The 25,990-nt window shown below is 67.6% G+C and carries 24 protein-coding genes; 5 read left to right on the top strand and 19 right to left on the bottom strand.

Annotation, left to right across the window (positions count from 1 at the left end; all coding sequences use genetic code 11):
* The coding region (locus FHS74_RS28650) for an IS3 family transposase (RefSeq protein ID WP_184807680.1) at positions 1 to 893 on the top strand (893 nt) is incomplete at its 5' end.
* A gap of 394 nt (positions 894 to 1,287) precedes the next feature.
* On the opposite strand, the gene FHS74_RS28645 is transcribed toward FHS74_RS28650, so the two are convergent.
* The 7 genes from FHS74_RS28645 to FHS74_RS30185 form a co-directional block, all read right to left on the bottom strand.
* Positions 1,288 to 4,515, bottom strand: coding sequence for an efflux RND transporter permease subunit (locus tag FHS74_RS28645; protein WP_184807679.1), 3,228 nt, complete (start codon positions 4,513 to 4,515; stop codon positions 1,288 to 1,290).
* Positions 4,512 to 5,684 (bottom strand): efflux RND transporter periplasmic adaptor subunit, encoded by a 1,173-nt coding sequence (locus FHS74_RS28640; RefSeq protein ID WP_184807678.1) that lies wholly within the window; start codon positions 5,682 to 5,684, stop codon positions 4,512 to 4,514. Before FHS74_RS28640 ends, FHS74_RS28645 begins: the two co-directional genes overlap by 4 nt.
* Before the next feature lie 3 nt (positions 5,685 to 5,687).
* Positions 5,688 to 6,908, bottom strand: coding sequence for a TolC family protein (locus tag FHS74_RS28635; protein WP_211106606.1), 1,221 nt, complete (start codon positions 6,906 to 6,908; stop codon positions 5,688 to 5,690).
* 115 nt (positions 6,909 to 7,023) lie between these two features.
* Positions 7,024 to 7,431: a hypothetical protein gene (locus FHS74_RS28630; RefSeq protein ID WP_184807676.1), complete on the bottom strand. Its 408-nt coding sequence runs from the start codon at positions 7,429 to 7,431 to the stop codon at positions 7,024 to 7,026.
* A 74-nt stretch (positions 7,432 to 7,505) separates the two neighbouring features.
* Positions 7,506 to 8,678 (bottom strand): nickel/cobalt efflux transporter, encoded by a 1,173-nt coding sequence (locus tag FHS74_RS28625; RefSeq protein ID WP_184807675.1) that lies wholly within the window; start codon positions 8,676 to 8,678, stop codon positions 7,506 to 7,508.
* A 7-nt stretch (positions 8,679 to 8,685) separates the two neighbouring features.
* Positions 8,686 to 8,952, bottom strand: coding sequence for a metal-sensing transcriptional repressor (locus FHS74_RS28620; RefSeq protein WP_184807674.1), 267 nt, complete (start codon positions 8,950 to 8,952; stop codon positions 8,686 to 8,688).
* 86 nt (positions 8,953 to 9,038) lie between these two features.
* On the bottom strand, positions 9,039 to 9,545 hold the full coding sequence (locus tag FHS74_RS30185) for a YncE family protein (protein WP_211106605.1): 507 nt from the start codon (positions 9,543 to 9,545) through the stop codon (positions 9,039 to 9,041).
* Here FHS74_RS30185 and FHS74_RS30180 point away from each other — a divergent pair.
* Positions 9,534 to 9,902, top strand: a complete 369-nt coding sequence (locus tag FHS74_RS30180) for a hypothetical protein (protein WP_211106604.1) — start codon at positions 9,534 to 9,536, stop codon at positions 9,900 to 9,902. The genes FHS74_RS30185 and FHS74_RS30180 overlap by 12 nt on opposite strands.
* A 133-nt stretch (positions 9,903 to 10,035) precedes the next feature.
* Here the strand turns inward: FHS74_RS30180 and FHS74_RS28610 are convergent, their stop codons facing one another.
* Both FHS74_RS28610 and FHS74_RS28605 read right to left on the bottom strand, forming a co-directional pair.
* The gene (locus tag FHS74_RS28610) at positions 10,036 to 10,929 is read right to left on the bottom strand and encodes a DUF1259 domain-containing protein (protein WP_246463445.1); all 894 of its coding nucleotides are present in this window, start codon (positions 10,927 to 10,929) and stop codon (positions 10,036 to 10,038) included.
* Positions 10,930 to 10,990: 61 nt separating this feature from the next.
* The gene (locus tag FHS74_RS28605; protein ID WP_184807673.1) at positions 10,991 to 11,482 is read right to left on the bottom strand and encodes a chromate resistance protein ChrB domain-containing protein; all 492 of its coding nucleotides are present in this window, start codon (positions 11,480 to 11,482) and stop codon (positions 10,991 to 10,993) included.
* 162 nt (positions 11,483 to 11,644) lie between these two features.
* Here FHS74_RS28605 and FHS74_RS28600 point away from each other — a divergent pair, with 162 nt between their 5' ends.
* From FHS74_RS28600 to chrA, 3 genes are read left to right on the top strand one after another with little or no spacing between them, the layout of a single operon-like run.
* Positions 11,645 to 11,791, top strand: a complete 147-nt coding sequence (locus FHS74_RS28600; protein ID WP_184807672.1) for a hypothetical protein — start codon at positions 11,645 to 11,647, stop codon at positions 11,789 to 11,791.
* 15 nt (positions 11,792 to 11,806) lie between these two features.
* A complete protein-coding gene (locus tag FHS74_RS28595; RefSeq protein ID WP_184807671.1) occupies positions 11,807 to 12,778 on the top strand; it encodes a chromate resistance protein ChrB domain-containing protein in 972 nt (323 codons plus the stop codon).
* Positions 12,779 to 12,782: 4 nt separating this feature from the next.
* Positions 12,783 to 14,180, top strand: coding sequence for a chromate efflux transporter (chrA, locus tag FHS74_RS28590; RefSeq protein ID WP_184807670.1), 1,398 nt, complete (start codon positions 12,783 to 12,785; stop codon positions 14,178 to 14,180).
* Between the two features lie 6 nt (positions 14,181 to 14,186).
* Here chrA and FHS74_RS28585 read toward each other — a convergent pair whose 3' ends face one another.
* The 10 genes from FHS74_RS28585 to FHS74_RS28540 form a co-directional block, all read right to left on the bottom strand.
* Complete coding sequence (locus FHS74_RS28585) at positions 14,187 to 15,266, bottom strand: DMT family transporter (RefSeq protein WP_184807669.1); 1,080 nt, start codon at positions 15,264 to 15,266, stop codon at positions 14,187 to 14,189.
* Positions 15,267 to 15,287: 21 nt separating this feature from the next.
* Entirely contained in the window at positions 15,288 to 16,439 is a 1,152-nt protein-coding gene (locus FHS74_RS28580; protein ID WP_184807668.1) for a M20 aminoacylase family protein, read from the bottom strand.
* 36 nt (positions 16,440 to 16,475) lie between these two features.
* Positions 16,476 to 16,967: an Lrp/AsnC family transcriptional regulator gene (locus tag FHS74_RS28575; protein ID WP_044559651.1), complete on the bottom strand. Its 492-nt coding sequence runs from the start codon at positions 16,965 to 16,967 to the stop codon at positions 16,476 to 16,478.
* Positions 16,968 to 17,088: 121 nt separating this feature from the next.
* Positions 17,089 to 18,501, bottom strand: a complete 1,413-nt coding sequence (locus FHS74_RS28570; protein ID WP_246463444.1) for an aspartate aminotransferase family protein — start codon at positions 18,499 to 18,501, stop codon at positions 17,089 to 17,091.
* 104 nt (positions 18,502 to 18,605) lie between these two features.
* Positions 18,606 to 19,697: a tartrate dehydrogenase gene (locus FHS74_RS28565; protein ID WP_184807667.1), complete on the bottom strand. Its 1,092-nt coding sequence runs from the start codon at positions 19,695 to 19,697 to the stop codon at positions 18,606 to 18,608.
* Positions 19,694 to 21,172 (bottom strand): NAD-dependent succinate-semialdehyde dehydrogenase, encoded by a 1,479-nt coding sequence (locus tag FHS74_RS28560; RefSeq protein WP_184807666.1) that lies wholly within the window; start codon positions 21,170 to 21,172, stop codon positions 19,694 to 19,696. The genes FHS74_RS28565 and FHS74_RS28560 overlap by 4 nt, the downstream gene beginning before the upstream one ends.
* A gap of 26 nt (positions 21,173 to 21,198) precedes the next feature.
* Entirely contained in the window at positions 21,199 to 22,056 is an 858-nt protein-coding gene (locus FHS74_RS28555; RefSeq protein ID WP_184807665.1) for a GNAT family N-acetyltransferase, read from the bottom strand.
* Between the two features lie 215 nt (positions 22,057 to 22,271).
* Positions 22,272 to 24,110: an ABC transporter ATP-binding protein gene (locus FHS74_RS28550; protein ID WP_184807664.1), complete on the bottom strand. Its 1,839-nt coding sequence runs from the start codon at positions 24,108 to 24,110 to the stop codon at positions 22,272 to 22,274.
* Between the two features lies 1 nt (position 24,111).
* Positions 24,112 to 25,005 (bottom strand): ABC transporter permease, encoded by an 894-nt coding sequence (locus FHS74_RS28545; protein WP_184807663.1) that lies wholly within the window; start codon positions 25,003 to 25,005, stop codon positions 24,112 to 24,114.
* Positions 25,002 to 25,988, bottom strand: coding sequence for an ABC transporter permease (locus FHS74_RS28540; RefSeq protein WP_343067065.1), 987 nt, complete (start codon positions 25,986 to 25,988; stop codon positions 25,002 to 25,004). The genes FHS74_RS28545 and FHS74_RS28540 overlap by 4 nt, the downstream gene beginning before the upstream one ends.
* Between the last annotated feature and the right edge of the window lie 2 nt (positions 25,989 to 25,990).

Genomic DNA, 25,990 nt, shown 5'->3' with positions numbered 1-25,990 from the left:
AAAAACGCGGCGGCCTTCTTCGCGCGGGAGACAAATCGATGATCTACCGGCTCATCGACGCGAAGAAGGCTGAAATACCGGTTAACCGTAGCTGCCGCTTATTGGGCGTGAGCGGCAGCGGTTATTATGCTTGGAGTCGGCGAAAGCCCAGTCTTCGGCAACAGGGCGATATGGTTCTGCTGGCGCATGTCCGCCATCACTTCGCGTTATCGCACGAGACGTACGGAAGCCCGCGCATGCATGCGGAGTTGAAAGCGGCGGGGCTCCGGTGCGGTCGGCACCGGATCGCCCGGCTGATGCGGGATAACGGCCTGAAGGCCTTGATGAAACGCCGGTACAAGAAGACGACGGACAGCGCGCATGGCGGGCCCGTGGCCCCCAACCTGCTGGATCAGGATTTCGGCGCCGAAGGTCCTAACCGGAAATGGGGAAGCGACATTTCCTATATCTGGACGGCGGAGGGCTGGCTGTACCTGGCCGTGGTGATCGACCTCTTCTCGCGCCGAGTTGTCGGCTGGGCGGTCAGCGACCGGATAAGGAAGGACCTGGCAATAACCGCCTTGCGGCGCGCCCTCGCTGTCCGCAGGCCAGAACCCGGCTTGATCCACCACTCGGACAGGGGGAGCCAATATTGTTCCGATGAATATCAGAAGATCCTGAAAAATCAGGATATGGTGATTTCGATGAGCGGCAAGGGGAATTGCTACGACAATGCCATGGTCGAGACCTTTTTCAAGACACTGAAATCTGAACTGGTCTGGAGAACCGTTTTTCTGTCACGATGGCAGGCTGAACGGGCGATTGGCACATTCATAGACGGGTTCTATAATCCCAGGCGGCGGCATTCGGCCCTGGGCTACAAAAGTCCCGTCCTGTTCGAGGCTACCGCCTGACGGCGAGCAAATGGCTCTCCACTTTTCCAGGGCAAGTCCAAAGTGCCGAGAGGCCTCACGACGCGAATGTCCCGCCGAAATCCGGGCTTCAACCCGTTCCCGAAGGTCTGCTGAATATGACTTGCCCATGATCCACCTCCGATAAAGATGAATCACATTCGACCTTCAATGGGAATCCTCTGATTCCGACTTCTGGTGCGATGCTCTAGGTGTTTAGTCCCGGAGAGTGATGGTGCATCATTTATCCTGAGTCGTCAGGAGGAGGATGCGCTATGGCAAGTGTTCTTCACGGCAGCGCCCGCGCGACACCGTGTGTTCGAGCCGAGCTCCAAGCGTCGCAAGAGAGCACCAGCATCGCCATGAAGCCGCGCTGGTGCTCTCACACATGGTGACGTTAGGTCGCGGGCTCCAATAAGCTCTCCGGCGCAGGCTGCACCCTGCGCCGGAACAGTATCCCGGCCACGGCCGGCAGTACCAGCAGCGTCAAGGCGGTGGAGGTGATCAGGCCGCCGATCACCACCGTGGCCAACGGCCGCTGCACCTCGGCACCCGTGCCGGTGGCCAGGGCCATGGGCACGAAGCCCAGGGAGGCGACCAGGGCCGTCATGAGCACGGGGCGCACCCGCTCCGTGGCGCCCCGCAGCACCGATTGGTCCGCGTCCATGCCATCATCCAGGTGCTTTCGGATGGCGCCGATCATGACCAGGCCGTTTAGCACGGCCACGCCGGAGAGGGCGATGAAGCCCACCGCGGCGCTGATCGAGAACGGGATGTCGCGCAACACCAGGGCGAACACGCCGCCGGCCAGGGCCAAGGGCACGGCGGAGAACACCGCCACGGCCGCGCCGAAGCCGCCCAGGGCCATGTACAACAGGGCGAAGATCAGGATGAAGCAGGCCGGCACCACGATGGCCAGGCGCCGGGTGGCCGACTGCAGGTTTTCGAACTGCCCACCCCAGTCGGTGTAGCAGCCGGGCGGCAGTTCGATGCGGCCCACCTTCTCCTGGGCCTCGTTGATGAACCCGCCCACGTCGCGGCCGCGGACGTTGGTCTGAACCACGATCATGCGCTTGCCGTTCTCACGGCTGATCTGGTTCAGGCCCTCCGTGTAGCTGAACCGCACCAGTTCCCTTAAAGGGACGGAGGCGCGGGGTTTGCCCGGCTCGGCCGGCAACATGACGGGGATGGACCCCAGCAGGGCGACGTCGTCCCGCTGGGCCGCCGGCAGGCGGACGACCACATTGAAGCGGCGGTCTCCCTCGAACAGCAGGCCGGCTTCCCGGCCGCTGAGGGCGGCGGCCACTGTGTCGGTGATCTCCTCCACCGTCAGGCCCAGGCGGCCGGCGGCGTCCCGGTCCACCTGGATGTCGAAGGTGGGGGCGCCGCTGGTCTGTTCCGCTTGCACGTCGGCGGCACCCGGAACAGTCCGCAAGGCCGCGGCGATCTTCTGCGCCGTGGCGCTCATGGCCTCCAGATCATCACCGTAGAGCTTGACCGCCACATCGCTGCGCACGCCGGCGATCAGTTCGTTGAACCGCATCTGGATGGGCTGCTGGATCTCATAGCGGTTGCCCACCAGCTCGTTCGACTTGTCCTCGATCTTCTTCAGCAGGTCGGCCTTGGTCTTCACGTCCGCCGGCCATTCGCTTTCAGGCTTGGGGATGACGTAGGTGTCCGAGGCGTTGGGCGGCATGGGGTCGGTGCCCAGGTCGGCATTGCCGGTCTTGGAGAACACCATGGCCACCTCCGGCAGGCTGGAAAGGGCCCGTTCGATCTGCAGCTGCATGTTCTTGGACTGCTCCACCGAGGTGGAGGGGATGCGGAACGCGGTGACCGTGACGTCCTTTTCATCCAACTGGGGCATGAACTCCTCCCCCAGCGTGGTGAACAGGGCGGCCGCCAGGGCGAAGACGGCCACGCCGCCCGCTAGGAACGGCAGGGGGTGGGCGACGGCCCGGTGCAACACCGGCTCATACCGGCGCTTGAACCACCGCACCGGCGCCACCTCCACCTCGCTGACCTTGTCCCGCACCACCAGGGCCACCATGGCCGGCACGAAGGTGATGGACAGGACAAAGGCGGCGACCAAAGCCAGCATCAGGGTGATGGCCATGGGCGAGAAGGTCTTGCCCTCCACCCCCTGGAAGGTCAGCAGCGGCACGAACACCAGCAGGATGATGGCCTGTCCGTAGACGGTGGGCCGCACCATCTCCTTCGCCGCGGCGATGGTCTCCTCCATCCGTTCGCCGGCGCTGAGCAAACGGCCCTCGTGGTGCTGGCGTTCCACCAGGCGGCGGAGCGCGTTTTCCACGACGATGACGGCGCCGTCGACGATGAGGCCGAAGTCCAAAGCGCCCAGGCTCATCAGGTTGCCCGAGACGCGCAGGGCGTTCATGCCCGTGGCCGTCATAAGCATGGTCAGGGGAATGACCACCGCCGTGATCAGCGCGGCGCGAATATTGCCCAGCAGCAGGAACAGCACGGCGATGACCAGCAGCGCCCCCTCCACCAGGTTCTTCTCCACCGTGCCGATGGTGGCGGCCACCAGCTTGGACCGGTCGTAGGCCGGCTTGGCGGTGATGTCTGGCGGCAGGGTCCGGGCGATCTGCTCCAGCTTCTCGCGCACCGCCGTGGCGACGATGCGGCTGTTTGATCCGGTGAGCATCAGGACGGTGCTGATCACCGCCTCGCTGCCCATCTTGCTGCCGGCGCCGGTGCGGACCGCGCCGCCGATGACGACATTGGCCACGTCACCGATGCGGATGGGCACGCCGGCCTTGGTGGCGACCACCACGCGGCCGATCTCATCCATGGAGCGAAGGCGCGCGTCCGCGCGCACCAGAAACGATTCCCCGGCCCGCTGGACGTAGTTGGCGCCGGCCGAGAGGTTGCCGGCTTCCAGCGCACGGGCCAACTCGGTGAAGGAGATGCCGTGGGCCGCCATCTTCACCAGGTCTGGCTCCACCACGTACTGCTTCACGTAGCCACCGTTGGAATCCACGCCAGCCACGCCCAGCACGTTGCGCAGCTGCGGCCGGATGACCCAATCCTGAACCGTGCGCAGGTAGGAGGCCTTGGATACCGTATCGGTCAGCCGCTCACCTTCCGGTGTCAGGTAGGAGCCGTCCTTCTGCCAGCCCGGTTTGCCATCGATGGCGGTGGCACCCTTGCCGTCGGGATGCTGGTATTCCACGCTGAACATGAAGATCTCGCCCAGGCCGGTGGTGACCGGGGCCAATTGCGGCTGTATGCCCGGCGGCAGGGTGTCCTTGGCCTGAGCCAGGCGTTCCGTCACCTGCTGGCGAGCGAAGTAGATGTCGGTGGCGTCGGTGAAGACGGCCGTCACCTGGCTGAAGCCGTTGCGGGTCAGCGACCGGGTGGTCTGCAGGCCAGGGATGCCGGCAAGGGCCGTCTCCACCGAGAAGGTGACCTGCTTTTCCAAGTCCACCGGCCCCAGCGTGGGGACGAAGGTGTTGATCTGGACCTGGCGGTTGGTGATGTCGGGCACGGCGTCGATGGGCAGCAAGTTGACCTGCCAGGCGCCGATGGACGCGACGACGAGGGCGAGGAAGGCCACGAGCCAACGGGCGTTCACGGAGAATTCCAGGATTTTGGCGATCATTCCTCCACCTCCGCCTTGCCCAGTTCGGCTTTCAGCAGGAAGGAATTGATCGTGGCGATGCGCTGCCCGGCCTTCAGGCCGCCCGACAGTTCCACCAGATCGCCGCTGCGCCGGGCCAGGGTCACCGGCTGCGCCGTGAACCCCTCCTTGGTGCGCAGGAAGACGACCTCGCGGCCGGCGATGGTTTGCACGGCGATGGTGGGAACGGTGACCCTGTCGCCCGCCGTCTCCTTGGCGGTGAACAGCGTGGCGCGGACATGCTGGCCGGGCAGCAGTCCTTCCGCCGGCTGGTCGAGCGCCAGCAGCGCGGTGGCCTGCAGCGTCTCCCGGTTCACACCCGGCGTCAGCGACAGCACATGGGCGTCCAGGGTGCGCCCATCGCCCGTGGTGATGGTGGCCCGGTCTCCGCCGCGCAAGCGGCTGGCCGCGTCCGCCGGCACCGTCGCCTCGATCTGGGTGCGGGCGGGATCGGCCACGCGGAACAGTTCGGATTCCGCCTGGACATAGGCGCCCAGGCTGGCGGACACGGTGGTGACCCGTCCGTCGATCGGGCTCACCACCTGGATGGAGCGGCCATCGGATGCCAGGCGGGCGGCGCCCGCCGAGGCGATGGCGCGGCGCAGTTCGGCCTCCGCCGCTTCGGCTGCGGCCTGGGCCGCCTCCAGGTCCTGGCGGGGGGAGACGCCCTGGTCGAACAGGGATTTCTCGCGGGCGGCCTGCTGCCGGGCCTGGGTCGCCTTTGCCTGGGCGGCGGCGCGGTCGGCGGCAAGGGTGGCAACCTCACGGCCCTCCACCTCGGCGATGACGTCACCGGCGCGCACGGCCTCGCCGATGCGCTTGTGGATGCGGGTGATGGTGCCCGGCGCGTGGGCGGTCAGCACGGCCAGGCCGTCGGGGGCCGCCGTAACGGTGGCCGTGGTGATGGTCTCCGCCTCGATGCCGCCGGCGGCAGCCGGCTGCACCTGGATCTCCGAGACCTTGACCTGCTCCTCGGTCATGGGCACGGACTGGCTTTCAGCCGGGGCGGCGGTCTTCGCGGCGGTGGGTGTTGCGGCGGGAGCGGCGGCAGGCGCCGGCGCGGTCATGCGGGCGACGCCGAAGCCAACGGCGGCGGCCAGCACCAGGCCCGCGGCCGTGCCGGCCAGATAGCCGATTCTGGGGGTGGACATGACTTAGTCTCCGAAAGGAATGCGGCCTTCGACGCGGGCCAAAGCCGTGATCGCGTCGACGCGGGCGAGTTGGGCGTCCACCTTGGTGGCGTTGGCGACGCCTAGGGCGTGCCGGGCGGTGAGGAGTTCGGACAGGGGGGCCTTGCCCCCTTCGTAGGCGATGCGCGTCAGGCGATAGGCTTCCTGCGCCGCCGCCAGCGACTGGTCGGCTGCGGCCAGGCGGTCCTGCGCCGCCCGGGCCTGCAGCCGTGTCGACCGCACGCCAGCTTCCGCTTCGCGCCGCGCCGCCTCCAGCCGCGCTTCGGCCCCGGTAAGGGAGGCTTGGGCGGCGCTGATGTTGCCGCGGTTGCGGTCGAACAGGGGCAGCGGGATAGAGACGCCGGCGACGAAGGTGGTGGCGCGGTCGCCCTCCAGCCGGCGCATGCCGAGGGAGGCGGTGACGTCCGGGGTCGCCCGGGCGCGTTCCACCTCCAGCCGGCGGAACGCCGCTTCGCGATCCGCCACCGACGCCCGGTAGCCGGGGCTGGCCAATGGATCCCCGGTGGGGGGATCTTGCCGCCCATCACCACCTGTCCTCGCGGCGGCTGTGTCGAGCAGGCTGACGGGAAAGGCGGTATAGGGCTCGGGAGCCCCGGCCAGGACCGCCAGCCTGTCCAGCGCCGCGGCGCTGGCCGCCTTGGCCTGGCTGAGGTCCGCCCGCATGGACGTCAGCGTCGCCTGGGACTGGAGGGTACGGACGGTGGCTTCCCGCCCGGCGGCGACCAGGGCGCGGGCCGCCTGGTCATCCCGCTGCGCTTCCTCCAGCTCGTCCTCGGCCAGGTCCACGCGGCGACCCGCCGCCTCGGCATCGGCATAGGCGAGAGCCAGGTCGCAGGCGTAGGCGACACGCGTGGCGGCGAAGTGAGCCTCGCTGGCGTCGACATCGGCCTGCCCGGCCGCCTGGCGGGCGCCGCGCTTGCCGCCTAGTTCCACCAGCTGGTTGAACTGCAGCGTGGTCTCCGCCTGGTCGAAGGCCCGGTAGTTCCGGGTGCCGGCCACGTTTTCCGTCAGGACGCTGACGGTGGGATTGGGCAGCGTGCCGGCCTGGTCGGCCAGGCCTTCCGCCTGGGCGATCAGGGCTTTGGCCGCCAGCAGGCGGGGGGCGGTCACCTCCGCCTCACCCAGCAATTGGGCATAGGAGGGCGCCGGCGCAGCCAAGGCCGGCGCGAAAGGGGCCGTACTCACAAGTATCCATGTGGGTGCGGCCGCCACCAGCGCTGCAGTCAGCAGCCGCCGGCAGGGTGCGGTTCGCATTCAAGTCTCCGTGGTCTGATAGGGAAAGGCGCGGAGGCCTGGTCCTTCAGACGCGCGGAGGGCGTTCTTCCATGGGGGGTGCGATGGAGGCCAGTTGCGCCTCCAGGGGCTGCGGCCAAGGGGCCGACACGAAGGCCGGCGGCTGCAGTTGGTTGTCGGCGGGCGGTACACCGACGGCGTGCATGATGGCGTGGGCGGCCATCATATCATGCTCATGGTCGCCCAATCCTTGGAAACCGGCATGGTCATGCCTGGCCACCGGGGCGTTCACTGCGGTCACCGTCATCTCGATGGCCGCGTCCTCGTCCGGCAGATCCGGATGGTCCAGATGCAGTTCCCCCAGCAAGGCCAGGGACAACACCGCCACGACGCCGAGCACCGCCTGCAGCCGCACCACGGCGGTGCGGCAGGCGCGGGCGACATCGCTCCAGGCTATGGTGAACGGCGGCTGCATGGGATGCGGGCTTCGGCCTTGCGGGAGGCGGTGAACGGGATGACGGAGGATATCATAGAGCCCTAGGGTGATCCTCAGGGCAAGGCATTCCATCCTTGCCAGCCGATATAAAGGCCGACCAGGATGATCAGGGCGCTGGAGGCATAGGGCGCCCGGCGCGCCAGGACGGCGAAGGTGCCGGAGAAGCGCTTGGCCGCGTGCCGCATGCCCAGGGCTGCGGCGGCGCCGACGCTCACCATCGTCAGGGCCAGGCCGATGCTGAAACACAGCACCAAGGCGACACCCAGGGTGACCTGCTTCAGTTGCAGGCACAGCACCAGCACGGTGATGGCGGCGGGACAGGGGATCAGGCCGCCGGTCAGGCCGAACAGGATGATCTGGCCCGTCGTCACCTGACGGTTGGCGAAGCGCCGCTGAATGTCGTTGGCGTGTTGCAACTCATGGGCGTCCTGGTAGCCGGTTAGCCCCAAATCCACGCCTGCCGTTTCAGGCGCGGGCTCGGTGAAGCGGAAGGCGTGCTGGTGCATGTGGCGGCCATGGCTGGCGCTGAGCAGGGCGGAGAATTCGTGCGGCTCCGGGATTTCCTCGGTCGATTCCCAATAATCGACCTTGTCCACCATGCCGAACCGCTGGCGGGCGCCATCCGGGCGAATGGTCTCAATCCATACCGCATCCTGCGGGGCCGCCGGCAGCACGCGGTCCCCCGCCAGGAAACGCACACGGAAGCGGGGCGGCACGCCGTCCTCGAACACCTCCACGTCGGCAATCACGCCGTGGCCGATCTCGGCGCTCTGCATTCCATGGCCAGCGTGAGCCCCGTGACCGTGGTGGTCATGGCCGTGATCGCCGTGGTCATGATCTTGCCCGTGATCATGGGTGTGGTCGTGGGCCTCTTCCGCCACCTGGGCCTGGCGGGCGCGCCACAGCATCCATAGGGCGACGGTGATGATGATGATCGCGGAAGCGATCTGGAAATAGGGCTCCGTCGTCTCCGCGTTCCAGTTGCGGCCGAAATGCAGGCCGGCCAAGGCCACCATCCAGACCACCAGGGTATGGGAAACGGTGGCCGACAGGCCCAGCAGTACCGCCTGGGTGACGGTACCCCGAATGGCGATGATGAAGGCCGCCATCATGGTCTTGGAATGCCCGGGTTCCAATCCATGCAGGGCGCCCAGCAGGATGGCGCTGGGAATGAACAGCCAGGCGTTGCCGGCCCCTTGCTGGAGGAGGTCGGAAAGCGGGGTCATTTTGGGCTCACAGGTATTTGGTGATTTCGGCCATCTCGGCCAAGCGGTCCCGGGTTTCCTTCGGCAACGGCCCCACGGCTTCGTAGAGGTGATGCTCGATGTGATGCAGGACCAGGAAGGTCTTGGCCTTATCCACGGCCTTGACCACCGCCTGCAGCTGTTGGGCGATCACCAGGGCGTCGCGCCCTTCCTCCACCATCTCCACGATCTTGGAGAGATGGCCTTGGGCGCGCTTAAGGCGGTTCAGGACGTCTGGGTTGTTGGCGTGGCTCATGATGGTCGTATCCTATCCCCCTGGGGGGGATGTGGCAACGAAAAGAATCGAGGCCGCGGGACTTCGCTTGGGAGCGCGCGAGCCTGTTAGGGTGTCGGACGGAACACCAGGATAGTGGCGTCACCACCGAACCAGCCGGCGCGGGCGGCGACGAACAGCCGGTCGAGTTCGGGCACGAACAGCGACGTTCGTGCCCCCGACACGGTCCTGATCCGGTCGTGGTGGACCAGCCCTTCGGGCGTGCGGTCGATGACATCCACGGCGCCCTCGCCACGACTCACGTAGTAGCGGCTGCGCACAGCGTCGAAGAAGATATCGTCGGTGTCGCCGCAGGTGGGGATGCTGCCGGTGACCGCGCCGTCTGCCGTGCTCAGCTCGGTCAGGCGGGCGGGGTTGCGGTAGCCGATGGCGACCCGCTCGGCCGCCGCGTCCAACGCCATCGGAAAATTGGACCGCATCTCCGGCGGCGACCAGGCCGCCACCCTCTGGCCCGTCTTGCGATCCAGCACGTCGATCTGCCGGTGGTCCGGGACGTTGACGTAAAGGCGGCCGGTGGCGGCGTCATAGTGGAAGCCCTCTGGATGAGCGGGCAAGGCAACGTCCGCGATCTTGGCCGGGCGGGCCGGATCGATGACGGCGATGCCGCCAGCCCCATATCCGACCAGGGCTGCCCGGTGGTCGCATCGACCCGGACATTGTCGGCGTCCTCGCCCAGGTCGACGGTCCCGGCCGGCGCCAAGGTGGTCGCCGTATATAGGCGCACGCTGCCGTCGCCGGCGTTGGCGACGACAATCAGGTCCCGGGCCGGCAGGTATCCGATCCCCTGGGGTTCCTTCAGGCCGGTGATCCGGCTTGAGCGTTTCCGGCTGGTGATGTCGACGCTGTCCACGGTGCCGTTGCCGAGTTCGGCCACGAACAGGCGGTCATGTGCCAAGTCTATCGCCATGTGATCGATCCGCCCGCCGACATCGGGCAGCGGGATCGCCGCTTCCAGCACCAAGGGAGGATCGCCCGCGCCGGCCGATCCGGTGAGCAGGATGAGCAGGGCCGCCAGGACGGGCCTGCCGGCGCGGGCGGAGGGCATCACGAGTGGGCGACCTTCATCTGCGCCAAGGCGACATGTAGGCCCCTGGCCAGTTTGACCGCATCGTCGTTAGCCCAGAAGTGCATGAAGAACAGCCGGGGCTCGTCATCCAGCATGTGGTTGTGCAGCGCCGTGATCTCGATGCCGTTGTCGCGCAGCGCCTTGATGACTGGGTTGACCTCAGATGCGATCAGCACGAAGTCGCCGGTGATGGCCGCCTTGCCGGCGCCGGTGGGCTGGAAGTTGATGGCGATGCCGGCACCCATGGACGGGGGGATTTCCATGCCGCCGGCCTTGGCGGCCTCCGCCCGGGGGATCGTTACCTGGTAGACGCCGCCGTTGACCTTGCCGGCGTGGCCCAGCGCCTTGTCCACCGCAGCGGTGTCCAGGTCGATGGGGGGCGCGGCCGGGGGCGCCGATGGCGCGGTCAGGGGCGTCTTGCTCCTGGCCAGGGCCGTGTGCAGCACCTGCGCCAGCTTGACCGCGTCGCCATGGCCGTCGACATGCATGTAGAGCGTGGCGGGCTGGGCGCGCAGCAGGTGGTTGTGCAGGGCGGTGATCTGGATGCCGCCGTCCTCCAGTTCCTTCGCCACCGGGTTGACCTCGTCCTGGGTCAGCACCAAGTCGCCCATCACCAAGGCCTGGCCCTGGGCGGTTTCCTTGAACGCGAGCCAGGAGCCCAGGGCCAGCGTGGGCTTTATGGCGACGCCATCCAGGATCACCGCAAGGTCGGTGCGCGGCAGGCCCACCTTGTAGACGCCGTCCGGCTGCACGGCGCCGGCCTTGCCCAGCGCCTGGCCGACCGCCGTCCAGTCGGCGTCGGCTGCCATGCCCGGCGTCGCAGCGGCGGCCATGGCGGCGACCGCCATGGCGCGGAGAATGTGGGTATTCATACAGGATCGCTCCTTCAGTAAGGCCGATTCACAGTGTCCGGCCGGTGTGTCCTGCCCACCGTCACGCGGCGGGCGCGGCCCGGGGAAGCCCGGCCTGGCGGATGGCCGGCGGCCAGTTGTGCTGCTCGCCCTGGCCGTCGCGGCACCAGGCGTAGAGGGCGTCGTAGACGGTCATGCCGTGGCGCAGCATTTCGTGATCGTCCTGGAATAGCGCCGACAGCCCCAGCGACACGGCGACCAGACCAGCCGCCTGCGGCGCCAGGTCCAGCCGGGCCGTATCCGCCCCCCGGACGATCAAGGCCAGTTGCTGCAGGGCGGCGTTGCCAGCCAGGCCGTAACGGTCGAGGAAGGTGTCGAAGCTGCACCTTTCGCCCACGTGGCTAAGATCGGCGCCGGGCAAGTCGTAGGGGACGGCGCCTATCTCCGCTGCCACCTGGAAAACCATGTCGGCGGGCACGTAAAGGAATTCCGGTTCTGGATCGATGAAGCGCGCAACCAGCCAGGGGCAGGCGATGCGATCGATCTTGGGGCGTTCACGCGTGATCCATTTCATGGCTGGAACTCCCTCGGCGGCGTCGGGGCGCCGGCATGCCTTGCCGCCGCGATACAGGCTTTGTCGGCGTTCGGGAAAATGATACACATGTTGCATTAAGTCAATCTCAGCGATAAGGTGTATCAAGATCGACATATGACCCGCCGGGATCGAGGCCCCCTCATGTCCAGCTTCTTCAGCGAACTGTTCTCCGGTGATGAGAACCTGGGCGCCATCGGCCTGGTTGGGCTCGGTTTCTTCCTTGCCGTCCTGCTCCTGAAGCGCCTGTATGCCGGCGGTGCCCGCCGTCGGCGGCGGGCGGTGTGGTGAAGGAATGAGGACGGGATGAACGACACCGGCACGACACGGGATGATTGGCTGCTGCTGGTCCATCAGCTGCCGGCCAAGCCGGCCTACCCGCGGGTCAAGGTCTGGCGGCGTCTTCAGGCCCTGGGCGCGGTGCCCATCAAGAACGCCGTTCACGTGTTGCCTTGCACCGAGGAGGCGCGGGAGGATTTCGCCTGGCTGATCCGGGAAATCCTGGAAGGCGGCGGCGAGGCCACCCTGTGCGAGGCCCGCTTCATCGACGGGTTGGCCGATGCGGATGTGCGCGGCCTGTTCGACCAGGCGCGGGACGAGGACTACGCCACCGTCGCGGCGGAGGCCCGTGCCCTGCTGGAAGGGGTGCAGGCCGATCCCGCGAAGATGGATGAGGCCCGTGCCGGGGCGGTTCGCCTGCGGACACGCCTGAACCAGATCGCCGCCATCGACTTCTTCGGCGCCCACGGGCGTGCGGCGGCGTCGGGCGTGCTCGACCTCCTGGAAACCACCACACGGGAACAGACTGAGATGCAAGCCAGTGAACCGGCCTCGCCCGATGTGGACGCTTACAAGGGGCTAAGGTGGATCACCCGCCAGGGCATCCATGTGGACCGCATCGCCACGGCCTGGCTGGTGCGGCGCTTCATCGACGCCGAGGCCGTCTTCACCTTCGTCCCGTCGCGGTCGGTGGACCCGGTTCCCGGCGCCGTCCGCTTCGATATGATGGATGGTGAGGTGACGCACGAGGGCGACCGGTGCTCCTTCGAGGTGCTGCTGGGCCGCATTGGCCTTGCCAATACCTCCCTGCAAGCCATCGCCGAGATCGTCCACGATATCGACCTGAAGGACGGCAAGTACGGCCGGGCGGAGGCCGACGGTATCCGCGTGCTGATCGCCGGCATCTGCATGGGCACCAAGGACGATGACGAGCGCTTGGCGCGGGGCATGGCCGTGTTCGACGACCTGCTGGGCTTCTTCCGCAAGAAGGGAAACTGACGCCATGACCGACGCCGTCCTCCGCCCTTCCGCCGAGGCTCCCGCCCACGGCATCTCCTTCGGGGAGGCCGCCCGCGTCTGGGCCCGGGTGGCGGCGCTCAGCTTCGGCGGGCCCGCCGGGCAGATCGCGGTGATGCACCGCATCGTGGTGGAGGAGAAGCGCTGGATCGGGGAGGAGCGGTTCCTGCACGCCCTAAACTACTGCATGCTGCTGCCCGGGCCAGAGGCGCAGCAACTGGCGGTCTACATCGGCTGGCTGCTGCACAAGACGCGGGGCGGTCTGGTTGCCGGCACCCTGTTCGTCCTGCCGGGTTTCCTGTCCATCCTGGCGCTGAGTTGGATCTATGTCCTGCTGGGCTCGGTTGACGCCGTGGCCGGCCTATTCTTCGGCCTGAAGTCGGCCGTGCTGGCCGTGGTGCTGCAGGCGGTGCTGCGCGTGGGCTCCCGCGCCCTGAAGAACCGGTCCACGGTGGCGCTGGCCGCCGTGGCCTTCGTCGCCATCTTCGTCGGGCAGGTGCCGTTCCCCCTCGTTGTGCTGGGGGCGGGGCTCATCGGCTTCGCCGGCGGCAAGGCGGGGCACCCGGCCTTCCAGGGGGGCAAGGAACATGGGGCCGCCGGTAGCAAGGCGGTGCCGGACCGGGAGACGGCGCTGGGTGAGGAGATGCCGGCCCATGCCCATCCGTCCCTGTCCTGGTCCCTGAAGATTTCCGGCGCCTGCCTGGCCCTGTGGCTCATTCCGGTCGCGTTGCTGCTCCTGCTGCTGGGCCCGGACGATGTGTTCAGCCGCATCGGCGTGTTCTTCTCGCAGATGGCCGTCGTCACCTTCGGCGGCGCCTACGCGGTGCTGGCCTACGTCGCCCAGCAGGCGGTGGACACCTATCACTGGCTGGCGCCGGGCGAGATGCTGGACGGCCTAGGCATGGCGGAAACGACGCCCGGCCCGCTGATCATGGTGCTGGAGTTCGTGGGCTTCCTGGCCGCGTTCCGGTCGCCGGGCGCCCTGCCGCCGCTGCTGGCCGGCACGCTGGCGGCGGTGCTGACCACCTGGGTGACCTTCGTGCCCTGCTTCCTGTGGATCTTCCTGGGTGCGCCCTTCATCGAGAAGCTGCGTGGCAACCGTGCCGTCTCCGCCACCCTGACGGCGATCACCGCCGCCGTGGTGGGCGTGATCCTCAACCTTGCCGTCTGGTTCGCCCTGCACGCCCTGTTCCGGGAGGTGGCGGATGTCCAGGCGTTGGGCTTGGTGCTGGAGATCCCGGTGCTGGCCAGCGTGAACGTTGCCGCCTTGCTGTTGACCACGGCGGCCATCGTCGCCGTGTTCCGCTTCAAGGTCGGGATGATCCCGGTGCTGGCCGCCTGTTCCCTGGCCGGCCTGGTGCTGCGTCTGGCCGGCGTCGCCTGACCGGCCTCAGGTCTCCGAGTGCTCGTGCGTGTGCCGGTGGTGCAGGTCCGGATAGTGCGGATGCCGATGCACCATGGGCGCATGCCGGTGAACGTGGGAATGGGGCTGATCCACCGCGACGCCCGGCCCGTGATCATGCTGGTGGTGTTCGTCGTGCACGTGGACGTGCTCGTGTTCCAGCTCTCCATGTGCGTGTTCATGGTCATGGTGCTCGACCAGATGCAGATAGAGCCCGATGCCCATCAGCACCGCCGCCGCCAGCAGACGATAGGTCAGTGGCTCGCTGAACAGAATGATGGCCAGGAGGGCACCGATGAAGGGGGCCATGGAGAAGTAGGCCCCCGTCCGCGCCGTGCCCAGGTGGCGCAGGCCCAGGACGAACAGGACCAGGCTGAGGCCATAGCCGAAGAAGCCGACCACGGCCGCCCCGCCGATGACCGCCAGGGGCGGCAAGGCGGCCCCCTGTGACAGGGCAAGGGCGAGGTTGACGGACCCCGCCACCAGGCCCTTGGTCATGGCGATCTGCACCGGGTCCGCCGAACTCAGCTTGCGGGTGAGGTTGTTGTCCACCCCCCAGGCCAGGCAGGCCCCCGCAATGGCCAAGGCGCCCCACCCGATGCCCTCCGGCCCGCCCCGCCAGGATAGCAGCAGCGCGCCGGCCAGGATGGCCAGGGCGCCCAGCAGCAGGCGGCGATCGACATTCTCATGGAAGGCCAGCCAGGCGATGCCCATGGTGGCCAAGCCTTCCAGGTTCAACAGCAGGGCGGCGCTGGAAGCAGGTGTGCGCGTCAGGCCCACCAGCAGCAGCACGGGGCCGATCACCCCGCCGGCGAGCACGACGGCGCCCAGCCACGGCAGGTCGCCCCGCCGCAGGGGGGCTTCCGGCGGCTCGATGCCCAGGAAGCGCCGCGCCAGGTGTACGATGCCCAACCCCAGGCCCGACCCGAGATACAGCAGGCCCGCCAACAGCCAGGGATCGGAACGCCCCAGCAGAAGCTTGGCCAGCGGTGTGCTGGCACCGAACAGCGCGGCCGAAGTCAGGGCAAGCGGAACGCCCGGCCAGGCAGCGGATCGATGAAGGGCCATGGCCCTTACTCCCAAGCGGATTTACGCGGATAGCAGGCGTTCAGCCAATGCCACATGCAACCTAATCCCGGTCGCCATGATGTCGTCGTTAAAATCGTATTGCGGATGGTGCAAGGGGGCGGAGCCGCCCTCCCGCCCCTGGCCCAGCCAGAGGTAGGCGCCCTTGCACGCCTGCAGCATGAAGGCGAAGTCCTCGGAGGTGAAGGCGGGTTCAGGTGCCAGGATGGCCTGGGGACAGACGCTTTTGGCGACCGCCAAGGCTTCCGCCGCGGCGTCGGCGTCGTTGATGGTAGCCGGGTAGTAGCGGTCATAGGTGACGGTCACCCGTGCGCCGCTGGCAATGGCCACACCTTCGGCCACCTGGCGCAGGGCCGCTTCGATTCGGTCCTGCACGGCGGGGTCGAAACTGCGCACCGTGCCCACGACCGTGACCGTGGCGGGCAGGACGTTATGCGCATGGCCGCCGTTGATCTGGGTGACCGACAGCACGGCATTGGCCATTGGCGGGATGCGGCGGGCGATGATGGTGTTCAACTGGCCCACCAGGTCGCTGGCCGCCAGGATCGCGTCGGGCGTCTGGTGGGGCAGGGCCGCGTGCCCGCCGCGCCCTTCCAGGCGGATCTCGAACTTGTCGGCGGCGGCCATGATGGGCCCCGGCCGCGTGGCGGCCGTGCCGGCGGGAAGGTCCGGCCAGTTGTGCAGGGCGAAGACGCGGTCGCAGGGGAAACGCTGGAACAGCCCGTCCTGCACCATGGCGCGCGCACCGCCCTGGCCTTCCTCGGCCGGTTGGAAAATGAAGTGGATGGTTCCATCGAACCGGCGGGTACGCGCCAGGTGGCGGGCGGCGCCCAACAGCATGGAGACATGACCGTCGTGCCCGCAGCCATGGAAGGCGCCGGTATGGCGGCTTTGATAGGGCAGGCCAGTCTGCTCATGGATAGGCAAGGCGTCCATGTCGGCCCGCAGACCGACGCGGCGGTCTGACCCACCGGCCTTCAGCACGCCCACCACGCCGGTGCCGCCGATGCCGGTGTGGACCTCGATGCCAAGGTCCTCCAGCGCCGCCGCGATGCGGCCGGCCGTGCGGTGCTCGGCGAAGCCCAGTTCGGGATGGGCATGCAAATCGCGCCGGAAGGCGATCAGCGGTTCAATCAGATCGTCGATTTCCGGCATGGTGTTTCTCCGGCGGCGGCTATCCCCCATGGCCGGCTATTCACGCTCGAACAGGCCCTGGATGGGGTAATGTTGTTTGATGAAGGGGGTCTTGATGACGATGTAGCTGAAATACTTCTCAATGCCGAAATCACCCTCCAGCATGCCTTCGATGATGGATTGGTAGTGGGTGACGCCGGTGGTGATGAACTTCAGCAGGTAGTCGTAGCCGCCGCTGACCAGATGGCATTCCACGATCTCGTCAATCTTGCGGATCTTGGATTCGAAGCGGGAGAAGTCGCCGCTGCGATGCTCCGACAACGTCACCTCGGTGAAAACCGTCATGAAGTCGCCCAGCTTCTGATAATTGATCTGGGCCCCGTATCCCGTGATGTACCCGGCCTTTTCCAGCCGCTTCACCCGCGCCAGACAGGGGCTGGGCGACAACCCCACGGCGTCGGCCAACTCCACATTGGTGATGCGGCCGCTCTGTTGAAGCTGCACCAGGATGTTCAGGTCGATACGGTCGAGTTTGGGGCCGAGCGTCATGTTCCGATGGGATCTCCTGTCCCGGGCTATGAAGGTTACTCAGCCCTGACGCCAACCGGGCGCGGCCGGGCCTACCATCAGCTTACACCGTTCGAGGGCCCAATTGCCCGCCAACTATTTATCATGAAAGCGCCGCCCGGACGTCGGGCTGGTCAAGTATCCCGTCGAGCGTCCGTCGGATGCGGGCAAAAATCAGGTCCATTTCATCCTCCGTACAGCACAAAGCCGGGGCCAGGCCCAGTATCCCATCACCGAACGCGCGAAAAATGACGCCGTTGTGGTAGCCTTCGGCGAACAGCCGGTCAGGAATTTTCAGGGCCGCGTCAAATCTCGTTTTGGATGTCTTGTCGGTGACCAATTCAATTGCGCCAAGAAGGCCCTGACCACGCACGTCGCCGACCAGGGGATGGTCGGCCAGTCCGTCCAGTCCGGCCTTGAAGCGGCCGGCCACATGTTGGCCATTGGCCAGGATGCCACCCTCGGTGTAGAGGCGCAGGACTTCCAGCCCGATGGCGGCGCTGACCGGATGGCCGGAGTAGGTGTAGCCGTGGCCGATGGGCAAGTCGGGCGCCGCCCCATCGGCGATGCCCTGGTACACGGCATCCGACATCAGGACCGCGCCCATGGGGGCATAGCCGGCCGTCAGGCCCTTGGCCACGGTCATCAGGTCGGGGCTGACGTCCTCATGCTCGCAGGCGAACATTGGGCTGGTGCGGCCGAAGCCGGTGATGACCTCGTCCGCCACGAACAGGATGCCCAGTTCCGCGCAGGTGTCCCGCATGGCCTTCAGCCAGCCCTTGGGCGGCACGATGACGCCGCCGGATCCCTGGATGGGTTCGCAGAAGAAGGCCGCGACGGTGTCGGCGCCCAGTTCAGCCACCTTGGCGCGCAGGTCGGCCACGGACTGGGCGATTACCGCTGCAGGATCACTGCCGACCGGGCTGCGATAAGGGTAGGGGGACGGTATATGATGCTGCCAGCGTAGCGGGACGTCGAAATTGCGGTGGAAGTTGGCCAGTGCCGTCAGGCCTGAACTCATGGCGGAAGAGCCGTGATAGCCCCGTTCCAGCGCGATGAACTGCTTCTTCTCCGGTTTGCCCAGAGCGTTGAAGTAGTGGATGACGTAGCGGATGGCGCTGTCCACCGCGTCCGATCCGCCCAGGGTGAAATAGACGTGGGTCAGCGATGGCGGGGCCAGTTCCACCAGGCGCTGGGCTAGGCGTACCGCCGGCTCCGACCCGAAATGGAAATAGCCGGTAGCGTAGGGAAGGCGGCGGATCTGCTCGGCCGCGACCTCGGCGATGCTCTCCTGCCCATAGCCGACATTGACGCACCAGAGGCCGGCGAAGGCGTCCAGCAGTTCGCGGCCGTCCATGTCGGTCACGTACATGCCCCGACCGCTTCGCAGAAGGGTGGCCCCGCGTGCCTCATGGCCACGGAAGGAGGTGACGGGATGGATCAGATAGTCGCGATCGACATCCACGAGGGAACGGTTGCGCTTCAGCATCGGCCTCTGGCTCGTCATGGTGTCCATGGAAAGAAGCCTAGCCGACACCGGGTGGTGGGATGCGCCGTGTTGGCGGTCCGGGGGATGCGCCGCGACCCTTCTTGCGGGCCGCGGCAGCACAAAATGCCGCGTCAGCGCAGCGCCTCGGCGATGGCCTTGCCGCATTCCTCGGTGCCGGCCTTGCCTTTCAAGTCGGCGGTGCGCAGGCCGGGGTCCTTCAGCACCGTTTCGATAGCGGCCATGATGGCCTTGGCGGCCTCGGTTTCCCCCAGGTGCTCCAGCATCATGGCGGCGGACCATATCTGGCCCACGGGGTTGGCAATGCCCTTGCCCGCTATGTCGGGGGCGGAGCCGTGCACCGGCTCGAACAGTGAGGGGTGGGTGCCGTCCGGGTTGATGCTGCCCGACGGCGCCACGCCGATGGTGCCGGTGCAGGCGGGCCCCAGGTCCGACAGGATGTCGCCGAACAGGTTGGACGCCACCACCACGTCGAAACGGTCGGGATTCAGCACGAACTGCGCCGTCAGGATGTCGATGTGGTACTTGTCCCAGCGCACGTCGGTATAGTTGGCCGCCATCGCCTCCACCCGCTGGTCCCAGAACGGCATGGTGATGGCGATGCCGTTGGACTTGGTGGCGGAGGTCAGGTGCCGGTTGGGGCGGCGGTTGGCCAAGTCGAAGGCGTAGCGCAGCACCCGGTCGACGCCGAAGCGGGTCATGACCGTTTCCTGGATCACGACCTCACGCTCCGTGCCGGCGAACATGTGGCCGCCGACGGAGGAATACTCGCCCTCGGTATTCTCCCGCACGATCCAAAAGTCGATGCTGCCCGGTTCACGCCCCGCCAGGGGCGAGGGCACGCCGGGCAACAGCCGGGCGGGGCGCAGGTTGACGTATTGGTCGTACTCGCGACGGAACTGCAGCAGCGATCCCCAGAGGGAGATATGGTCCGGCACCGTTTCAGGCCAGCCAACGGCCCCGAAGAAGATTGCGTCAGGCGAACCGATCTGTTCCTTCCAGTCTTCCGGCATCATGCGGCCGTGCCGGGCGTAGTAGTCGCAGGAGGCGAAATCGTGCCAGCGCTGCTCCACCGTGAAGCCGTAGAGGGCGGCCGCACGTTCGAGGACGCGCACACCCTCGGGCATCACTTCCTTGCCGATGCCGTCACCCGGAATGACGGCGATGGTGTAGCGGCGGTTGGGCTTATTCGTCGCATCGGTCACGGCACGGCTCCCAGCTTGAGGCCCCCGATGTGGAAGGCCTTGTGCTCAAGGTATTCCTCAATCCCAGCTTGCCCACCCTCGCGGCCCAGGCCGGACTGCTTGACGCCGCCGAAGGGCGACATCTCCATGGCGATGGATCCGGTGTTCAACGCCACCATGCCGGCTTCCAGCCGTTCGGACACCCGGAAGGCCCGGTGCAGGTCGTTGGTGTAGAAATAACTGGCCAGGCCGTAGGGCGTGGCGTTGGCCAGGGTGATCGCCTCATCCTCGCCGCCGAACCGGAACAGGGGCGCCACTGGCCCGAAGGTCTCCTCGTGCGCCAGGCGCATGTCCGGTGTGGCGCCCGTCAGCACGACGGGGGCCACGAACCGGGCGGGATCGCCGTCGCTCGCCGCCTGGGCGGTGATGCGGCCCCCATGGGCCAGGGCGTCCTCGAGATGATCGCGCGCCTTGCGCACGGCGGCGGCGTTGATCAGGGGGCCGATGGTGGTGCCGGCGGCCATGCCGGAGCCCACCCGCAGGGCGGCGACCGCCCGGCCCAACCGCTCGGCGAAGGCGTCGTGGACGCCGGACTGCACCAGGATGCGGTTGGGGCAGACACAGGTTTGCCCGGCGTTGCGGAACTTGGCGGCCATGGCGCCGGCCACGGCCTGGTCCAGGTCGGCATCGTCGAAGACGATCAGGGGGGCGTTACCGCCCAGTTCAAGGCTGAGGCGCTTCACCGTGTCGGCGCATTGCCGCATCAGCAGGGCGCCGACGCGGGTGGATCCGGTGAAGGACAGCTTGCGCACCAGCGGGCTGGCCGTCAGTTCCCGGCCGATGGCCTCGGGCGCGCCGGTGACGACGTTCAGCACGCCGGCCGGAACGCCCGCCCGTTCCGCCAGCGCCGCCAGCGCCAGGGCGGTGAGGGGCGTCAGGTCGGACGGCTTGATCACCACGGTGCAGCCGGCGGCCAGGGCCGGGGCGCACTTGCGGGTGATCATGGCGGCGGGGAAGTTCCAGGGGGTGATGATGGCGCAGACGCCCACCGGTTCCTTGCGTACCAGGATGCGGCGGTCGGCTTCCGGTGCCGGCACCTCATAGCCCTGCACCCGCCTGCCCTCCTCCGCGTACCACTTGACGAAGGAGGCGGCGTAGCGTACCTCGCCGGCCGCTTCGGCCAGGGGCTTGCCCTGCTCCGCCGTCATGATGCGGGCCAGATCGTCGACGTGCTCCAGGATCAGGGCGTGCCAGCGGGCCAGGACATCGCAGCGCTGGCCGGCGGTGCGCGACCGCCAGACGCCCAGCGCCGCCGCCGCCGCGTCGATGGCGGCGCGGGTGTCCGCCTGGTCGCAATCGGGCGCCGTGCCCACCGGCCGGCCGGTCGCCGGGTCGGCGATGGTGATGGTCCGGCCGGTGGACGACGGGCGCCAGGCGCCGCCGATGAAGGCCAGGCCCGGCGCCAATGCCGGGTCCTTCAGGTCAAGGATGGTCATGGGAAGCCCCTCGAAGTGGGGCGCGGTCAACCCAACGCCTGGCTGACCAGCGCGAAAGTGTGAACGTCGATATCCGGCGCCGCCAGCGGGCCGCGCGCCATGCGGGTCACCCGGCCGACGCAGGGCAGCCCCAAATCGTCCAGCCAAGCCGCCAGATCGTCATCGTGCGGGATGTCCACGCGGGCGAACATGCCGGCGTTGGACCCCAGCCAATGGGAAATCAGTGTCTTGGCGCCCTCCGCGTCGGGGGCGACCACGGGACCGATGACGTAGCCCCGGCCGAAACGGCGGAACAGGGCGAAGCCGATGGCCTGGCTGTCCCGGTCCAGCACCACGCCGTGGGCGGCCTTGCGCAATTCCGCGAACAGGGCGGCGCGGTCCATGCCGCAGGCCCGGCGGTCCAGGGCGACGATGGCATCGTGGTCGCTGCTGCTCAGCGGCCGTACCCGTTCGTTCGGGCGCAGGCTGGGAATGGGGACGGAAAACGCCGCCCCCTGGTGCTGCTGGATTTCTCCAAAGGGGATGAAACCCAGGTGGGTGTAGAGGGGCAGGCCCTCAGTCGTGGCGTTCAGCACGATGGTGCGATCGCCCAACCGCGCCATCATCGCGTCCATCAATTGGCGGCCGATACCCGCACCCTGCTTCTCCCCGGCGACGATGACCATGCCGAGCGTGGCGACCTCGGGGCCGTAGGGCCAGCCCATGATGGTGCCGACGATGGCCTCGTTCTCCTCCGCCACGATGCCGATGCCGGCCCGCAGCATGAAATCCCAATCCTCAATTCGATGCGGCCATTGCAACTTGCGGGAAAGCGCGTGCGCCTGGGGCAGGTCATCCGCCGTCATGTCCCGCAGTTTCACCAGGAGATCGGTTCGTCTTTCCATCGGCCATCTTCTCGTTGGCTTCCCCGGGGAATCCCGGCGCGTTCTCGGCGGTCGATGTCGGCATGATATGCCGACGGATGCGGTCGACCCTGTCAATCGTGCACAGACTATAAGGGCGGCGGCGGAGCATTCGATGCCGCCTTGCGCGTCAAATCAGAAGATTATGGGGCGGGCGGCTCGATCCGATCCCGCCAGATGCCGGCATTGGCACCCCTTCACGGGCTGATGGCCGATTGGCGGCCGCGTTGGAGATGCTGTAACGCCTGCCCGTCGTGGTGGCACAGCAGTTCGTTGCCACCATCCAGAACGATACGGGGTGGGGGCAGGCGGTCGCACAGGCCCTCCACCCGGGCGGCGCATCGCGGCAGGAAGCGGCATAGATTAGCACTCTGGGCGGTGGCCAGGGGCGGCGGAGCCGCCGCCGTTTCCTTCTCCTCCAGCCAGCCCCGGCGCATTTCCGGCACCGACCCGATCAGCAAATCGGTGTAGGGGTGGAAGGGAGCGTCGCCGAAGCCATTGCGCGGTCCCATTTCCACCTTCTGGCCGGCATAAAGCACTGCGATGTCGTCGCAGATGGCGCGGACGGTGGAGATGTCGTGGCTGATGAACAGGTAGGACAGGTCCAGTTCGCGCCGCAGCTCGGCCAGCAAATCCAGGATGGCGGCGCCGACCACGGTGTCCAGCGCCGACGTTACCTCGTCGCACAGGATAAGGTGGGGATCGGCCGCGAGGGCCCGGGCCAGGTTCACGCGCTGCTTTTGGCCGCCGGACAGCTCGCCGCAGTGCCGGTCGGCAAGGCAGGCGGGCAGTTGGGTCAGATCCAGCAGTTCGGCCACACGGCGGTTCCGCGCCCGGCCGTCCATGCCATGATAGAAGGCCAGGGGCCGGCCCAGGATGCGGGACACGGTATGGGCGGGGTTCAGCGCGGTATCCGCGTTCTGGAAGACCAGTTGGATGCGCTGGAACTGTTCCCGGGTTCGGCCCGACAATGTGGGGGCCAGGGGCTGGCCCTGGAACAACACCTGGCCGTCGGCGGGCGCCACCAGACCGGCGATGACCCTGGCCAGTGTGGACTTGCCGGAACCGGATTCGCCGATGACACCCAGCGTCGTGCCCTTGGCGATGGATAGGGTGACGTCGCGCAGGACCGGGATCTTGGGCACGCCCGCTTCCACCCGGCCATAGCCCGCCGTCAGGCCGCGCACCTCCAGAACCGGGGTCGCCTGCTGGGGGGCGGGCCGGTGGGGCCTGACCTGCGCCGGGGGACGCGCTGCCGCCATGAGGGTGCGGGTATAGATGTCGGCCGGCTTCTCCAGGACCTGGCTGGCGTCACCGGCTTCGCGTACCCGACCCCGTTGCAGCACCACGATGCGGTCCGCGACCTGCGCCACGACCGCCAGGTCGTGCGAAACGTACAGCGCCGTGGCGCCCTGCTGGCGCACTACCCGCTTGAAGGCGCGCAGAACGTCGATCTGGGTGGTGACGTCCAGGGCGGTGGTCGGCTCATCCAGGATCACCAGCTCCGGATCGGTCATCAGGGCCATTGCGGCCATCAGCCGCTGCAATTGCCCGCCCGACAGCTGGTGGACATAGCGCTCGCCGATGGCTTCCGGCTGAGGCAGGGCCAGGGCGCGGAACAGGTTTACGGCCTTGGCCTCGGCCGCCGGCCGGGATATCGGGCCGCGCCCCACCGCCGTCTCCACCACCTGGTCCATGATGGTGCGCGACGGGTTGAAGGCGGAAGCGGCGCTCTGCGCCACGTAGGCGATCCGGTTGCCGCGCACGGTGCGCAACTGCGACGCGTCCAGGGTCAAGATGTCAGTGTCGCCCACCCGCACGCCTCCGCCCGCGATGCGGCAGCCCCCCCGGGCATAGCCCATTAAGGCCAGGGCGATGCTGGTCTTGCCCGACCCGGATTCCCCGATCAGCGCCAGCACCTGACCCCTGGGGATGGTGAAGTCCACGTCGCTGACGATGGGCGTTTCCTGGCCGCCAGCGGCTGGCGCGGTAATCCGCAGGCCTGAAACTTGGACATGATCCTGTGCGGCGCCCATCTCAACGCCCTCTGGTGATGCGCCGGCCGCGCCCCGGCAGGGCGTCGATCAGCAGGTTGACGCCGATGGTCAGCGTGGCGATGGCCATGGCCGGTGCCAGGATGGCCAGGGCGCCGTCGCCCAGGCCGGAGATATTCTCCCGGACCAGTGAGCCCAAGTCGGCGTTGGGCGGCTGCACGCCCAGGCCCAGGAAGCTCAAGCCTGAGAGCAGCAGTACGATGAAAACGAAGCGCAGGCCGAAATCCGCCAGCACGGGATGGATCATGTTGGGCATGATTTCCGCGGTGGCGATGTACAGCCGGCCCTCGCCCCGGGCGTAGGCCACCTGCACGTAGTCCATCTGATTTAGATTGATGGCCAAGGCCCGGGCGATGCGGAAGGCCCCCGGGGTGTAGGTCGCGGCCGCGATCAGCAGCAGCAAGGCCAGGGACGACCCGAAGGCGGCGACCAATACCAGGGCGAACACCTTGCTGGGAATGGATATCAGGGTGTCCATGAAACGGCTGATCACCTCATCGACCCAACGGGGGCTGACGGTGGCGGTCAACGCCAAGCCGGCGCCCGTCGCGCTGGCCAGCAAGGCGGAGACCAGGGCCAGGCCGACCGTGTATTGGGCACCGGACAGCAGGCGGCTCAGCACGTCGCGACCCAGATAGTCACTGCCCAGCCAGTGACGGGCGCTCAGGCCGTCGAAAACCTCCGGCGAGACGAAGGCGCCCACGTCATAGGGCGCCAGCAGGGGCCCGGCAGCGCCCAGGACCAGCCACAGGATGACCAGCGCCAGGCCCACCCGTCCCGATGTGGACAGACCGGACAGCCAATGCCGAACCCGGCTTGTGGCTGTGGACGCCGGTTTCGCCATGCTTTCCTCGCGCAAGGGGACGGTGGGGGTCATTGGCCGCGCAGCCTCGGATTGGCCAGAATGGCGCAGACGTCGGCCGCCAGCATCAGCAACAGATAGGCCGTGCAGAAGATCATGGCGCATGCCTGCAGCAGGGGCATGTCACGGCTGGTGACGGCGTTGACCATCAGGCTGGCGATGCCGGGATAATTGAAGATCGTCTCGACGATGACGGCACCACCCAGCAGATAGGACAGGCTGAGCGCCATGGCGTTGACGATGGGGGCCACGGCGTTGGGCAGCACATGGACCAGCACGACGCGTGAGGGCGACAACCCCTTCAACAGCGCCATCTCCACATAAGGACGGCTCAACTGGTCGATGACGGCCGCGCGGGTCATGCGCGCCATCTGCGCCACGGTCACGCAGGCCAGGGTCATCACCGGCATGGCATATCCGCGCAGCATCTCCGCCCAGCCAATTCCCTCACGCACCACGGTGATGGACGGCAGCCACCGCAGTGTGACGGAAAAGACCAGGACGGCGATGGTCGCCACCAGGAATTCCGGCACCGCCACCATTCCCAGGGTCATCAGGTTCAAGGCCCGGTCCAGCCCCGTGTCGCGGTAAAGGGCCGACAGTATGCCAATGGCCAGGGCCAGCGGGATGGCGACGGCGGCGGTGAGGCCGGCCAGCGTCAGTGAATTGGGCAGGCGGCCGGCGATGACCTGGCCCACCGGCATGTTCGCCACCAGCGACTGGCCGGGATCGCCCTTGATCATGCCGCCCAGCCAGCGCACGTAGCGCAGGTGTGCCGGCTGGTCCAGACCCATCTGGTGGCGCAGGGCGGCCACGGCCTCCGGCGTGGCACTCTGCCCCAGCGTCTCTTCCGCGGCGTCGCCGGGCAGCAGCGCGCTGATAGTGAAGACCACCAACGACACCAGCAGCAAGGTCAGCAGCGCCGATCCCAGCCTGCGCAGGATCAGGCGACCGGCCGCGGCGATGCCGCTGCGATTTCTTGGGGTGCCATGGGCCACGG

It is taken from the genome of Nitrospirillum iridis (genome assembly GCF_014205765.1).
Taxonomy (GTDB): Bacteria; Pseudomonadota; Alphaproteobacteria; order Azospirillales; family Azospirillaceae; genus Nitrospirillum; species Nitrospirillum iridis.
The sequence above is the reverse complement of the archived record's forward strand: the minus strand, read 5'-3'. Positions and strand labels throughout refer to the sequence as shown.

What these genes read in the sequence shown, in the direction of transcription:
- chrA (WP_184807670.1), top strand. Translation starts at nt 12,783, where the DNA reads ATGACCGACGCCGTCCTCCGCCCTTCCGCCGAGGCTCCCGCCCACGGC.
- FHS74_RS28585 (WP_184807669.1), bottom strand. Translation starts at nt 15,266, where the DNA reads ATGGCCCTTCATCGATCCGCTGCCTGGCCGGGCGTTCCGCTTGCCCTG.
- FHS74_RS28605 (WP_184807673.1), bottom strand. Translation starts at nt 11,482, where the DNA reads ATGAAATGGATCACGCGTGAACGCCCCAAGATCGATCGCATCGCCTGC.
- FHS74_RS28620 (WP_184807674.1), bottom strand. Translation starts at nt 8,952, where the DNA reads ATGAGCCACGCCAACAACCCAGACGTCCTGAACCGCCTTAAGCGCGCC.
- FHS74_RS28580 (WP_184807668.1), bottom strand. Translation starts at nt 16,439, where the DNA reads ATGCCGGAAATCGACGATCTGATTGAACCGCTGATCGCCTTCCGGCGC.
- FHS74_RS28625 (WP_184807675.1), bottom strand. Translation starts at nt 8,678, where the DNA reads ATGACCCCGCTTTCCGACCTCCTCCAGCAAGGGGCCGGCAACGCCTGG.
- FHS74_RS28555 (WP_184807665.1), bottom strand. Translation starts at nt 22,056, where the DNA reads ATGGAAAGACGAACCGATCTCCTGGTGAAACTGCGGGACATGACGGCG.
- FHS74_RS30180 (WP_211106604.1), top strand. Translation starts at nt 9,534, where the DNA reads ATGAGCGGGCAAGGCAACGTCCGCGATCTTGGCCGGGCGGGCCGGATC.
- FHS74_RS28600 (WP_184807672.1), top strand. Translation starts at nt 11,645, where the DNA reads ATGTCCAGCTTCTTCAGCGAACTGTTCTCCGGTGATGAGAACCTGGGC.
- FHS74_RS28560 (WP_184807666.1), bottom strand. Translation starts at nt 21,172, where the DNA reads ATGACCATCCTTGACCTGAAGGACCCGGCATTGGCGCCGGGCCTGGCC.
- FHS74_RS28570 (WP_246463444.1), bottom strand. Translation starts at nt 18,501, where the DNA reads ATGGACACCATGACGAGCCAGAGGCCGATGCTGAAGCGCAACCGTTCC.
- FHS74_RS28550 (WP_184807664.1), bottom strand. Translation starts at nt 24,110, where the DNA reads ATGGGCGCCGCACAGGATCATGTCCAAGTTTCAGGCCTGCGGATTACC.
- FHS74_RS28595 (WP_184807671.1), top strand. Translation starts at nt 11,807, where the DNA reads ATGAACGACACCGGCACGACACGGGATGATTGGCTGCTGCTGGTCCAT.
- FHS74_RS28640 (WP_184807678.1), bottom strand. Translation starts at nt 5,684, where the DNA reads ATGTCCACCCCCAGAATCGGCTATCTGGCCGGCACGGCCGCGGGCCTG.
- FHS74_RS28630 (WP_184807676.1), bottom strand. Translation starts at nt 7,431, where the DNA reads ATGCAGCCGCCGTTCACCATAGCCTGGAGCGATGTCGCCCGCGCCTGC.
- FHS74_RS28545 (WP_184807663.1), bottom strand. Translation starts at nt 25,005, where the DNA reads ATGACCCCCACCGTCCCCTTGCGCGAGGAAAGCATGGCGAAACCGGCG.
- FHS74_RS28645 (WP_184807679.1), bottom strand. Translation starts at nt 4,515, where the DNA reads ATGATCGCCAAAATCCTGGAATTCTCCGTGAACGCCCGTTGGCTCGTG.
- FHS74_RS28610 (WP_246463445.1), bottom strand. Translation starts at nt 10,929, where the DNA reads ATGAATACCCACATTCTCCGCGCCATGGCGGTCGCCGCCATGGCCGCC.
- FHS74_RS28575 (WP_044559651.1), bottom strand. Translation starts at nt 16,967, where the DNA reads ATGACGCTCGGCCCCAAACTCGACCGTATCGACCTGAACATCCTGGTG.